Origin of the sequence: Rugamonas rubra (assembly GCF_900114705.1) — a bacterium.
Taxonomy (GTDB): Bacteria; Pseudomonadota; Gammaproteobacteria; order Burkholderiales; family Burkholderiaceae_D; genus Rugamonas; species Rugamonas rubra.
The window spans coordinates 16,315-28,308 of the sequence record NZ_FOTW01000037.1; the positions used below are offsets into that span (position 1 = coordinate 16,315).

Consider the following 11,994-nt stretch of genomic DNA (forward strand, 5'->3'; position numbering starts at 1 on the left):
ATGCTGCAAACGTCGGCCCTGGTGGCGCACTCCACCGATTTGAACCTGATCATCCGCCACGTGCTGGCCGGTCTCGGCCACGGCATGCACGCCGGCCGCGAGCGCGGCGCCGGCGTCGAGTTCTCCGAGTACCGCGCCTACGCGCCGGGCGACGAGTGGCGCCGGGTCGACTGGAAGCTGCTGGCGCGGGCCGACCGCTACTACGTGCGCGAGGCCGAGCGCGACAGCCACGTCGCCGTCTGGCTGTGGCTGGACGCCAGCGCCTCGATGGCCGAGCCCAGCCGCGAGGTGGCGGGACTGGACAAGCTGTGGTTCGCCCGCACTATGCTGGCCTGCCTGGCCGCCGTGGCGCAGCGCCAGGGCGACGCCTTCGGCCTGGTGATGTGCGGTGGCGGCCGCGTCGAGTTCACCCCGGCCGGGCGCGGCCCGCGCCAGTTGCAGCGCGTGCTGGCGCAGCTGTCCCGCGTCAAGGCGCAGGGCGCGCTGCCGGACGAGGCGACGCTGCGCGCCAACCTGCACTTCGCCCGCGCGCCCAGTTTGATCTTCGCTGTCAGCGATTTCTTGGAGTGGCCGTCGCCGCTGAGCGAGGCGCTGCTGCGCCTGCGCCGTCTACAGCACGACGTGCGCATCCTGGCGTTGCGCACCCAGGCCGAGGTGGACGCCAGCTTCAAGGCCGGCGCCGGCTACCGCGATCCCGAGCAGCCGGACGGCCTGCACCGCATGGGCCAGGCCGAGCGCGAGGCCTACCGCCAGGCGTTAACCGAGCATTTCGATGCGCTGGCCACCAGCTGCCGCCAGCACGACATCGTGCGCTGCGAGGCGCGCATCGAGCAGCCGCTGGCGTTGGTGCTGCGCAGCTGGCTGCAACTGGCGGGGGCGCGCGCAAGATGTTGAGTACTCAAGCATTGTGGTGGCTGGCGCTGCCCGTCCTGCTGCTGCCGATCTGGTGGCACCGGCAGAAGCGCCAACGCCTGAAGGCCGAGCCGCTGGCCACCGCGCGCTTCCTGCCGGCCGCCGCGCCGGAACAATTGCGCGTGTGGCGCTGGCGCGACCTGCTCCTGCTGTTGTTGCGCTGCCTGCTGCTGCTGGCGTTGATCGCCTGGCTGGCCGCCACCGTGCTGCCGTGGCGCGGCGACACCGTGCTGCTGGCGCGCGGCGTCGACCAGGCCTGGGCCGGCCAGCGCATCGCCGCCTCCGGCTTCGGCGCCGCCCGCCGTGAGGAGATCGCCGCCGAGGCGCTGCCGCATTTGCTGCCCTGGCTGCGCCAGCACGAGTACCAGTGGCGCGGCGACGCCCGCGTGTTGGTGCTGGCCGACGCCGGCCAAGTCGCCATGCCGGCGCGCTTGCCGCGTTTCGCCCACGCGGTCCGGCTGGAGTTGAGGCCAGCGCCTGCTGTCGCCACCGCCGCGCCAGCCGCCACCGTGGCCGAACACCGCGTCGCGCTGGCCACCACGGCGGCGCGCGCGCCTGCCTGGCAGGCGCTGTTCGCCGCCTTCAACGCCGGCGCCGACGACCGCTACGTCTTGACCGACGAGCCCGACGCCGCCACCGAACTGATCGTCTGGGACCGGCCGCAATTGCCGCCGCATGGTTGGCACGCGCCGCTGTGGTGGTTCGGTGGCGGCGCAACGCCGCCCGAGCTGGCCGGCGCGCCCACGCTGGACATCAATGGCATCAAGCTGCGCTACGCCGACAGCGCGCGCGGGCGGCTGTGGGCCTCGGACGCCTGGCCGGCGCATGACGCCGAGACGGCACGCGCCATCTTCGCCACCCTGAACGCGCTGGACCGAGCGGCGCCGGACTACCCGGCGCCGGCGCAGGCGTTCGCCGCCGAACGCGGCGTCGGCGTGCCGGTCGAGGCCAGCCCGGCCTCCTGGATCGGCTGGCTGCTGCTGGCGCTGTTTTCACTGGAACGGATACTCACCCATGCGCGACGCCGCTGACCTCCTGCGCGGCCAGTTGCGCCGCGCCGTGCTGCGCCGCCGCGCGCCGCTTTGGCTGGCCACGCTGCTGCCGCTGCTGGCCTGCGCGCTGTGGCTGCCCGCCGCGCGCCCCTACACCCTGGCCGCGCCGCTGCTGTGGGCCGCCTGGCTGTTGTGGGACTTGGCACGCTGGCGCCGCCGCGTCGGCGCGCAGTGGGCCGCATGGCTGGACGCCGCCGTGCCCGCGCTGGAGGACAGCAGCGCCTTGCTGGCCGGCGCCGTCGACAGCCCGATCGCCCGTCTACAGCAAGAGCGCCTGCGCGTCCGCCTGGCCAGCGCGCTGGGGCCAGACGACTTCCGCGCCATCGCCCGCGTGCGCGCGCCGGTCGCCTCCGTGGAAGCACTGCTGCCGTTGTTGTTGGCGCTGGCCGTGGCCGGCGCCGCCTGGGGTTGGCAGCAGCGCCACCAGGCCGGCGCCGCAGCTGGCCACGCCGCCGCCGCCGCCGCGCGCGCCATCGTCGACGGCGATGTTTACCTGCGCGTGGCGCCGCCGGCCTACACCGGCGTGGCCGCCTTCGAGACGGCCGCGCGCGATATCGAGGTGCCGCAGTATTCCGCGGTGCGCTGGTGCGTCAAGAACGCCGTCGGCGCGCAGCCGGTGGTGGAGCTGAGCGACGGCCAGGCGCTGCCCGTCACGGCCGACTGCGCGCAGTGGCGCGCCGGCGAGTCGATCTTCTGGCGCGCCCGTGGCAAGGCCGGCACGCGCTACAACGTGCGGGTGCGGCCCGACCAGGCGCCGCAGGTCAACGTGGTCGCGCCGAACGAGTTGATCACCGTGCTGCCGGCCGACGCCGGCGGCGTGCAGTTGGAGCTGAGCGCGCGCGACGACTACGCCATCGTGCGCGCCAGCCTGCACATGACGCTGGCGCGCGGCAGCGGCGAGAACGTCCGCTTCAGCGACCGCGAGGTGCCGCTGCCCGAGTCGGCCGACCGCAAGGTGCGCAACTGGCAGAAGCGCTGGACGCTGGCGGTGCTGGGCATGGAGCCGGGCGACGAGTTGTACTTCTTCGTGCGCGCCACCGACAACGCGCCCGAGCACGCCCACACCACGCAGTCGCCCACCTACACGCTGCGCCTGCCCGGCCCGGCCGCCGAGAGCCTGGACGCGACGGCGCTGCCGTCGATGGTCAAGCCGGAGAACCTGCGCAGCCAGCGCCAGATCATCATGGACACCGAGCAGCTGCTGGCCGACCTGCAGGCCAAGCCCAACATGCCGCGCGCCACGCTGCGCGAGCGCAGCGAGTCCATCGCCACCGACCAGGCGCAGCTGCGGCGGCGCTACGGCATGTTCCTCGGCGAGGAGTCCAGCCTGTTCGGCGAAGAGCACGAGCACGAGCACGAACAAGAACAAGAACACGGCGGCGGGCATGGCGGCGAACCCGGCGCGCCCAAGCGCGGCGCCGAGGCGGCCATCATCGCCGAGTTCGGCCACGCCCACGACCAGGAGGACAACGCCACCATCTTCGACCCGGCCACCAAGGCGCTGCTCAAGCGCGCGCTGGCGGCCATGTGGGACGCCGAGAAGTCGCTGCGCGCCATCACGCCGAAGTCGGCCCTGCCACCCGAGTACAAGGCGCTGGCGGCGATCAAGGAGTTGCAGCAGGCCGAGCGCGTCTACCTGCACCGCACCGCCTTCGTGCCGCCGGCGCTGAAGGAGGAGAAGCGCATGAGCGGCGACATGGTCGGCGCGCTCAGCTACAAGCGCGCCCAGGGCGGCGCCGTCGACGCCGCGCCGGCCGAGGTGCGCGAGCTGGTGCTGGCGCTTGCCGGCGACGGCACGCTGCCGGCGCTGTGGAGCAAGTCGGCGCGCGAGATCATCGCCGCCCGCATCACCGACCAGGAGCAGAAGCTGGCGGCGCAGCGCGCCGTGCAGGACGTGGCCGACGGCTGCGTCCCCTGCCGCGCCGTGCTGCGCGCCTGGCTGCGCGGCACGCTGGCCGAGGCGCCTGTGCGCCTGCAGGCGCAGCCGCAGGCCGACACCCCATTCCGCCGCGCCTGGCGCGGCAAGGAGCAGCCATGACGGCCAGCATCACCAGTCTGGCCGTGCTGGCCGTCGGCGCGCTCAGCGCGCTGTTCTACGCGCGCCGGCGCCAGTGGATCGAGCTGGCGCTGGTCGTCCTGGCCGCACTGGCGCTGGCCGCCATGTTCGCCGACCTGCGCCAGTCCGGCAGCGTGGCCGCCAACATCACATTGAGCACCGACGCCGCCGGCAACGCCAGCGAGGCGGCGCTGCTGGCCGTACCGCAGGCCGGCGCCATCCTGTTGCGCGGCGACGGCCTGCGCGAGGCGCAGTGGCGCGACTTGCCGGCCCGTCCGCTGCAGTGGAAGCCGGCGGCAGACGCCGACCTGCTGTGGCTGGACTTCCCGCGCCGCGTGGCGCTGGGCCGCATGTTCCAGTTCAGCGTCCGGCGCGGCCAGGCGCAGGCCGGCTGGCGTTTGCAACTGCTGGCCGAGAACGGCCAACTGCTGGCCGAGGCGCGCGCCGCCGCCGCCACCGACAAGCTCTCGCTGCAATGGCTGCCGCCGCTGGCCGAGGCCATGCTGCTACAGGCGCGCCTGCTCGACGCCGCCGGCAAGACCATCGCCGCCGGACCGCTGCCGCTGCAGGTGGTGGCCGCCGCGCCGCTGCAGGTGCTGGGCCGTTTCGACGCGCCGTCCTTCGACGCCCGCGCGCTGAACCAGTTGCTGGCCGAGGGCGACGCCGTGCTGGACTGGCAGCTCACGCTGGGCAAGGCCATCGCCCGCAGCGAGACGGCGCGGGTGCCGTTGACGCAGCCGAACCTGCTGCTGGTCGACGCCGCCTATGTCGAGCATCTGAACCCGGCCGCGCGCGCCGCGCTGCTGGCTCAGGTGGCGCAGGGCGCGCCCCTGCTTGTGCTGGGCGCGAACGCGGCCGACGCCGCCCTGTGGCAGCGCGAATTCGGCCTGCGTCTGCGGCCGCAGTCGGCCACCACGGAGAAGGAGGACATGCGCCAGTTCAGCATCAACGGCGCCGCGCTGGCGCTGACGCCGGCCGGCCTGAACCCGGACGCGCCTGCCGGCGCCGCCTGGACGGCGGCGGCGCGCGACGACAAACAGCAAGCCTGGTTGTGGCAGCGCGACTGGCAGCGTGGCCGCGTGCTGTGGCTGGGCGTGGCCGACTGGCACCGCTACGTCATCAGCGCGCCGCAGCCGCTGTCGCTGTGGTGGCAGCAGCTGCTCGACCGGGCGGCGCTGCCGGCCACGCAAAAGAGCGCCTGGCGCCTGCCCGACCCGATGCCGGTGCCGGGCCTGCGCAGCGAATTGTGCGGGCAAGGATTCAAGCCGGGGGAAGAGGTGCGACTGGACGGCATGGCGGCGGCCAGATGGCAGGCGCGCGCCGAGCAGGCCGACGCCGTCTGCGTGGCGCTGTGGCCGCGCGCGCCCGGCTGGCAGAAGTTCGCCAGCGCCGGCCAGGAGGGCATGGAATACATCTACGCCGCCGGCGACTGGCCGGCCTGGCAGCGCGCGCTGCGGCGCGACGCCACCGCGCGCTATGCCGCGCGCAGCGAGGCGAAGCCGGCGTTGGTCGTTGCCGGCGCTGCGGGGGCTGTGGCCACCGGCGCCGCCAACGCCCCCGTCAACCCCAGGCTAGGCCCGGAGGCCACCGCTGCCGCGAACGGCGCACCCATGCCGGCGGCGCCGTTCGCACTGCTGTTCGCGCTGTGCATGCTGACGTTGTGGTGGCGCGAGCAGCGTTAGGCGAAGGGCAGGCCCTTGCTTATCGCCTCAGAGTAGGGCGTTGCCCAGCTCTCTGCGCAGCAACGAAAAGTGCGCCACGGAAATGTACCGGCCATCCCGATGTTCGCATTCCCGATGGATGCCCTCCTCGGTGAAGCGAAGTGATCGCAGCAATTCGAGCGAGGCGATGTTCTCGGTTTCGACTTCGGCCCAGAGGCGATTGATGCGGTAATGCGCAAACACATATGGCACAAAGGCTTGTAGCGCCGCGCGCATTGCGCCTCGTCCCCAATGAGCCGGCAACAACCAGTAGCCGAGCTGCGCGTGGTGATCCGTCTCGCAAAGGTCGCTAAAACCCAGCGCGCCGAGAAATGCTCCGTTAGACGCGTCGACCACCGCCAGCCACAGGCCGCTGCCTGTCTTTTGGATGGATCGATACCAGTCCATTTGAACCTCGAAGGCATCCGGCGCATCGAAGCGCATGCCGTAGTAGCGCAGCACTGCGGCATCGGAAAGGCCGGCCTGGATGTACGGGCGATCCGTCGCTGCGATCGGGCGCAGTTGGATTGAATCGTTTTCGATGAGCACCATACTACACCCCCGGAAAGTCGACGTTTTTCGAACGCGATAAACCCTGCTGCGCGGAGCGTGGGCGCTCCAATGCTAGGGGTGGCGACGCAAGATGAAATCCGGCGATTTTTTCTCCCCACGGGGCCAGTCCCTCGGCGCGAAAACCGACGGACTCATACAGACGATGGGCCGCCAGATTGTCGACGTGATAGCCAACCATCAGCTTCGGGGCTGCGGGAGTCCCTTTCGCCAGGGTCTTGATGATCTCCTGCAAAGCGATCCGGGCATGGCCTTGTCGCTGCTGGGCTTTGTCGATCATCAGTCGATACAACCAATAATTGCCGTCATCCGGATCGATTCCATACAAGGCAAAACCGATCATCTCTTGCTTGAGGTAAATGCCAGTCGCTTTGAAACCGGGCAGGAACTGGGCTTCGGCGATGGAGTAGAGATTGGCGGCGATGAATTTTTTTTGCTCGCGCGAGACGCGCAGGGCGACGCAATCTTCCCAGTTGTTTTTGTTGATACGTTTGAGTCTTAACATGTGTTTTTTACGATATGGGTACTGCCTGATCAGTGAACAAGAAATCGATTTTTCTCATCGATTCTTTCCGTACAATTTCGGTCGTTTTTTGGTCGTCGCTCATAGCACATTTCCTTTACTAAAATAGCTTGTTGCCCATGCTTGGCTGGGATGGGATTATGTATTGCTGCAAAGTGGGGCCGGCGTCGTCGAATGCAAGCCCGCGCCAGGCAGACGGCGCGTCCGCCGCTGGCGCGGGTTCAACTCAGGCCCTTATTGCGCGCCCTCGCTCCAGCGTTGCACGTAGTCGGGCACCGCCAGCGCGCAGGCCGGGTCGGTCTGCGGCGCCAGGCGGCTGCGCTCGAACGGCAGCACGCCGGCCCAGACCGGCCAGGCCATGTCCTCGGCGTCGTCGGTCGGCGCGCCGGCGCGCACCTTGCAGGCCGCCTCGGCCAGCGCGATGCGCAGCACCGTGGTGGCGGCGTATTCCTTGTCGTTGCCGGCGCGGACCTCGGCCTGGCGGCCCGGCACCAGCCGGTCCATGAAGCTCTCCATGGTGCGCCGCTTGTGCGCCTCGTCGGTGACTTTTTCAAAACGGCCGTAGATCATCACCGAGCGGTAGTTCATCGAGTGGTTGAAGGCCGAGCGCGCCATCACCAGGCCGTCGAGGTGGGTGATGGTGACGCAGATGTCCGACTCGACCAGGCGGCGCAGCATGCGGCTGCCGTTCGAGCCGTGGATGTACAGGTGCTCGCCGTCGCGCCAGCAGGCGGTGGGGATGCAGTGGCTGCCCTTGTCGTCGCTGAAGGCGATGTGGCACAGGTAGGCGTCGTCGACGATGGCGCGCACGGTGGCTGCGTCGTAGCGGGCGTTCTCGGCGACGCGGCGCACGCGGGTGCGCTCGCTCGGCGCGCCGGCGAAGGTGGTGGTGTCTGCGGATGCTGCGGTGTCGGCTGCGACGGTGTCGGTCATGGTGGTGTCCAGATGGGTGGCTACAAAGGGTGAAGTAGGCAATATAATGGCCCGCTGGCTCTGTCGACAGATCCAGCGTTGTGTCATTTTTTGGAGCCATGAATGGAGCACACCCCGTGGATTACGCCCTATTGATCGCCGCCTTCACCGAGCAGCACCGCGCGCGCGGCTGGCCGCGCCAGCGCCTGCTGCACGAATGCCTGCGCGCGGCGATCCGCAACGGCACGCTGGGCGCCGGCAGCCGCCTGGTGGCCACCCGGGTTCTGGCCGCCGAGCTGGGCGTGGCGCGCAACACCGTGCTGTATGCCTACGAGCAGCTGGCCTGCGAGGGCTATGTCAGCACCGGCCGCGGCGGCACCATCGTCGCCGCGCTGGCGCCGGAGTTCGCCGCGCCGGCGGTGGCGGCGCCGCACGCCGGCCTGTCGTCGCGCGCCCGCGAGCTGCGCCCGATGTCCGGCATCAGCGACAGCATGGCCGCCTTCATGCCGGGCGTGCCGGCGCTCGAGCAGTTTCCGCTGGCGCTGTGGCGGCGCATGCTGGAGCGGGCCTGGCGCGGCCTGACGGTGGCGCAGCTGAACTACGGCGAGCCGTGCGGCGAGGCGGCGCTGCGCGAGGCCATCGCCGACCACCTGCGCGCCTCGCGCGGCGTGGTGTGCGAGGCCGGCCAGGTGTTCATCACCGACGGCACCCAGAGCAGCCTGGACCTGTGCGCCCGCGCCTTCGCCGACCACGGCGACACCGCCTGGCTGGAGTGCCCCGGCTACGCCGGCGCGCTGGCCGCCTTCCGCGCCGCCGGCCTGCGCGTCGAGCCGGTCGCCGTCGACCAGGACGGCATCGCGCCGCAGCCGCAGGACTGGGCGGCCCGTCCGCCGCGCCTGATCTACACCACGCCGTCGCACCAGTACCCGACCGGCAGCGTGCTCAGCCTGCGGCGCCGGCTGGCGCTGATCGAACAGGCGCGCGCCGCCGGCGCCTTGATCATCGAGGACGACTACGACAGCGAGTTCCGCCACGACGGTCCGCCGCTGGCGGCCATGCAGGGGCTGGCGGCGGACGCGCCGGTGCTCTACCTGGGCACCTTCAGCAAGACCATGTTCCCCTCGCTGCGCATCGGCTTCGTGGTGGTGCCCAGGGGCCTGGCGCCGGCGCTGGCGGCGATGCGCGCGCAGTCGGCCGCGCGCGGCCGCGTCGCCGAGCAGCTGGCGCTGGCCGAGTTCCTGCGCAGCGGCCAGTTCGCCCTGCACCTGCGGCGCATGCGGCGGCTGTACCGGCAGCGGCGCGACGCGTTGGCGGCGGCGCTGGGCGAGCATGTGGGGACGGTGGCGCTGGTGCATGGCGGCTCGGCCGGCATGCACCTGGCCTTGCGTTTCACCGACGCGGCGCTGTGCGACACGAGCATCGCCGCGCAGGCGCTGGAGCTGGGCATCGTGACGCACGCGCTGAGCGCGCACTGCGACCATGCGGGGGAGGGCGGTTCGGACTGGCGGGGCTTGATGCTCGGCTACGCGCAGGTGCCGGCGGAGCGGATGGATGGACTGGTCAGGCGGTTGGCGGCGCTGTTGCACCTGGCGGCCTACAGCGCCAACCGGCCGCGCCGCAGCGGTTGACGCTGCGGCGCGGAGGCACTACGGAACTACGGCACGACGGAACTAGCTTAGAACGCCGTGTCGGCGCGGATGTACATCGAGCGGCCGTTCACGCCGATCGGGCAGGTTTCCCAGCAGCGGGTGAAGCCGATCTTCGGGAAGTCGCCGCCGTTGGTCCATTCCGACGGCAATGTGTTGAACACGTTGTTGGCGCCGACGCTGAGGAAGGTGCGCTTGCTGAAGGCGTAGCGCACCGAGGCGTCGACCAGCCACTTGGCGTCCCAGGTGTGCAGCGGGCTGAAGTTCGAGGCCTGCACTTCGCCGTAGTAGTTGGCGCGCGTGTTCAGGTTCCACGGGCCGCTGGTGTAGTCGGCCGCCACCACGTGGTGCTTGCGTGGCTGGCCGCGTTCGATCAGCGTCACCTGCGACTGGTCGAACAGCTGCTCGCCGGTCAGCACCGACGACGTCGAGTGGCGCTTGGTGACCTCGGTCTTGTTGAAGCCCAGCTGGCCCGACAGCACCAGCGTCGACGCCGGCAGGCGGGTGGTGTGCTCGGCGACGATGTCCAGGCCGCGTGTCTTGGTGTCGACCGCGTTGGTGAAGAACTGCGCCTGGCCGACGCCGAGCGGTTTCAGGATGTTGGCGATCGGGCCGCTGCCGCTCGCCTCGGGCGCCACCTCGCTGGAGAACACGATGCGGTCCTTGATCTTGATCTGGTAGGCGTCGGCGGTGATCGAGAAGTTCTTCACCGGGCGCAGCACCATGCCGATGCTGCCACCGGTCGAGGTCTCCTCCTTCAGCGGGGCGATGCCGAAGGCCTGGGTCACGGCGCTGCCCTGGCGCGCGGTCAGCGTCTCGGTCAGCACGCCGTTGTTCAGGTTGGTCGAGACCGAGCTGTAGAACGCCTGCTGCACGCTGGGGGCGCGGAAGCCGGTCGAGACGCTGCCGCGGAAGCCGATCTGCTTGCTCGGGTCGAAGCGGGCGCTGAACTTGCCCGTCACGGTGCTGCCGAAGTCGGAGTACTTCTCGTAGCGCACGGCGCCGGCGACGGTCAGCTGGTCGACCGGCTTGTGTTCGAGGTCGAGGAACAGGGCGATGTTGTGGCGGCCGGCGTCGACGGCGGTGCCCGGCGTGTAGCCGGGGAAGCCCTGGATGCCGGAGGCGGCGGTCTTGCCGTTCTGGCCCTTGATGACGATGGCCGGGTTGTTGGTGCGGCCGTACTGGTAGGAGACCGGGTCGCCCGCCTCGATCTGGTAGTTGTCGCTGCGGTACTCGAAGCCGGTGGCGACGAACACGGTGCCGTCGCCGAACTTGACCGGACCCTTGACGTCGGCGTTGAAGGTGGTCTGGGTGAACTTGAGCTTGCCGGTGTCGGCCTCGCGCGGCGACTCGCCGTAGATCTGGCCCGGCGCGCCGCCCGGTTTCGGCTCGTACCAGTAGCTGACGTTGATGCTGTTCGACTCGTGGAAGTCGAGTTCGCTCTCGCCGTGGTTGATGCTGATGTCGGCCTTCCAGTCGTTGGCCAGGTCGCGCCGGTAGCCGAAGGCGAAGGAGGCGTCCTTGACGGTGGTGTGGATGTTGGGCAGGTAGCCGTCGGCGTGGGTCTCGGACGGCACGGTGCGGTCGTCGCCCTGCGAGCGGTAGAAGCCGTAGGCGTCGCCCTTGCGGCGCGACAGGCCGCCGAAGGCGTAGAACTCGCTGGCCTTGTCGATCGGCAGCGCGGCGTTCCACCACAGGTAGGCGTCCTTGGCGTTGCTGTCGCCGATGTGTTGGGTCACCCGTGGCGCGCCTTGCACGCGCAGCGAGTCGGGGCCGGCGCGGTTGGTCTCGCCGCGCTTGCGCGCCTCGACGGTCAGGTTGATGAAGCCGCCGTCCTGGCCCAGGGCGAAGCCGGTGTTGGCGCTGCCGGAATAGGTGTCGCCGTCGCCCTCGGAGGTGGTGCCGACGGTGCCGCTCAGGGTGGTCTCCTTGACCTGCGACTTGAGCACGATGTTGATCACGCCGGCGATCGCGTCGGAGCCGTACTGGGCGGCGGCGCCGTCGCGCAGCACCTCGATGTGGTGGATCGCGCCAAGCGGGATGGCGTTGATGTCGGTGCCGGCCGAGCCGCGGCCGATGGTCTGCTGCACGTTGACCAGGGCCTGCTGGTGACGGCGCTTGCCGTTGACCAGCACCAGCACCTGGTCGGGGCCGAGCGAGCGCAGCGTGGCCGGGCGGATGATGTCCGAGCCGTCGCTGATGAAGGTGGTCGAGAAGTTGAACGACGGGTCCAGCGTCTGCAGCAGCTTGCCCAGTTCCAGCGGTCCGGCGGTTTGCATGTCCTTCAGGCTGATCAGGCCGACCGGGGCCGAGGTGTCGAGCGCGGTCTTGGCCACCGAGCGCGAGCCCAGCACGACGACGGTTTGTTCGGCTGCCGGCGCGCTGTCGGCGGCGCTTTGCGCCCAGCTATGGCCGGCGGCGAGCAGCAGGGCGGAGGCGATCAGGGTGCGGCGGAAGGGGAGGCGTTGCGGGGCGGCGGTGCTGCGGTGTGCTGTAGTCATGTGTCATTCTCTCGTATGGTTTTTATCTGAACATGCAGCCAATGGGTGACCGGCTTTGACGCTGAACGGGCGAGGGTGACTCGCCGCCGAGAAAATACTACAGTGTGCGATTGCTGCCGGCC

At 70.4% G+C, this 11,994-nt stretch carries 9 protein-coding genes; 5 read left to right on the top strand and 4 right to left on the bottom strand.

Annotated features, from left to right (window positions below; genetic code table 11):
* From BM252_RS27540 to BM252_RS27555, 4 genes are read left to right on the top strand one after another with little or no spacing between them, the layout of a single operon-like run.
* Positions 1 to 894 (top strand): DUF58 domain-containing protein, encoded by an 894-nt coding sequence (locus BM252_RS27540; RefSeq protein ID WP_093390866.1) that lies wholly within the window; start codon positions 1 to 3, stop codon positions 892 to 894.
* A complete protein-coding gene (locus BM252_RS27545) occupies positions 888 to 1,943 on the top strand; it encodes a hypothetical protein (protein WP_093390867.1) in 1,056 nt (351 codons plus the stop codon). The genes BM252_RS27540 and BM252_RS27545 overlap by 7 nt, the downstream gene beginning before the upstream one ends.
* A complete protein-coding gene (locus tag BM252_RS27550) occupies positions 1,927 to 4,002 on the top strand; it encodes a hypothetical protein (protein WP_093390868.1) in 2,076 nt (691 codons plus the stop codon). Before BM252_RS27545 ends, BM252_RS27550 begins: the two co-directional genes overlap by 17 nt.
* Positions 3,999 to 5,702: a hypothetical protein gene (locus BM252_RS27555; protein WP_093390869.1), complete on the top strand. Its 1,704-nt coding sequence runs from the start codon at positions 3,999 to 4,001 to the stop codon at positions 5,700 to 5,702. The genes BM252_RS27550 and BM252_RS27555 overlap by 4 nt, the downstream gene beginning before the upstream one ends.
* A 27-nt stretch (positions 5,703 to 5,729) precedes the next feature.
* On the opposite strand, the gene BM252_RS27560 is transcribed toward BM252_RS27555, so the two are convergent.
* From BM252_RS27560 to BM252_RS27570, 3 genes are all read right to left on the bottom strand, one after another.
* Complete coding sequence (locus BM252_RS27560) at positions 5,730 to 6,272, bottom strand: GNAT family N-acetyltransferase (RefSeq protein ID WP_093390870.1); 543 nt, start codon at positions 6,270 to 6,272, stop codon at positions 5,730 to 5,732.
* 1 nt (position 6,273) lies between these two features.
* The gene (locus tag BM252_RS27565; RefSeq protein WP_093390871.1) at positions 6,274 to 6,795 is read right to left on the bottom strand and encodes a GNAT family N-acetyltransferase; all 522 of its coding nucleotides are present in this window, start codon (positions 6,793 to 6,795) and stop codon (positions 6,274 to 6,276) included.
* Positions 6,796 to 7,047: 252 nt separating this feature from the next.
* Entirely contained in the window at positions 7,048 to 7,746 is a 699-nt protein-coding gene (locus tag BM252_RS27570; RefSeq protein ID WP_093390872.1) for a pyridoxamine 5'-phosphate oxidase family protein, read from the bottom strand.
* Positions 7,747 to 7,862: 116 nt separating this feature from the next.
* On the opposite strand from BM252_RS27570, the gene pdxR reads away from it, so the two are divergent.
* Positions 7,863 to 9,353 (top strand): MocR-like pyridoxine biosynthesis transcription factor PdxR, encoded by a 1,491-nt coding sequence (gene pdxR, locus BM252_RS27575; RefSeq protein WP_093390873.1) that lies wholly within the window; start codon positions 7,863 to 7,865, stop codon positions 9,351 to 9,353.
* Positions 9,354 to 9,400: 47 nt separating this feature from the next.
* On the opposite strand, the gene BM252_RS27580 is transcribed toward pdxR, so the two are convergent.
* The gene (locus tag BM252_RS27580) at positions 9,401 to 11,872 is read right to left on the bottom strand and encodes a TonB-dependent receptor plug domain-containing protein (protein ID WP_093390874.1); all 2,472 of its coding nucleotides are present in this window, start codon (positions 11,870 to 11,872) and stop codon (positions 9,401 to 9,403) included.
* Positions 11,873 to 11,994 lie beyond the last annotated feature (122 nt).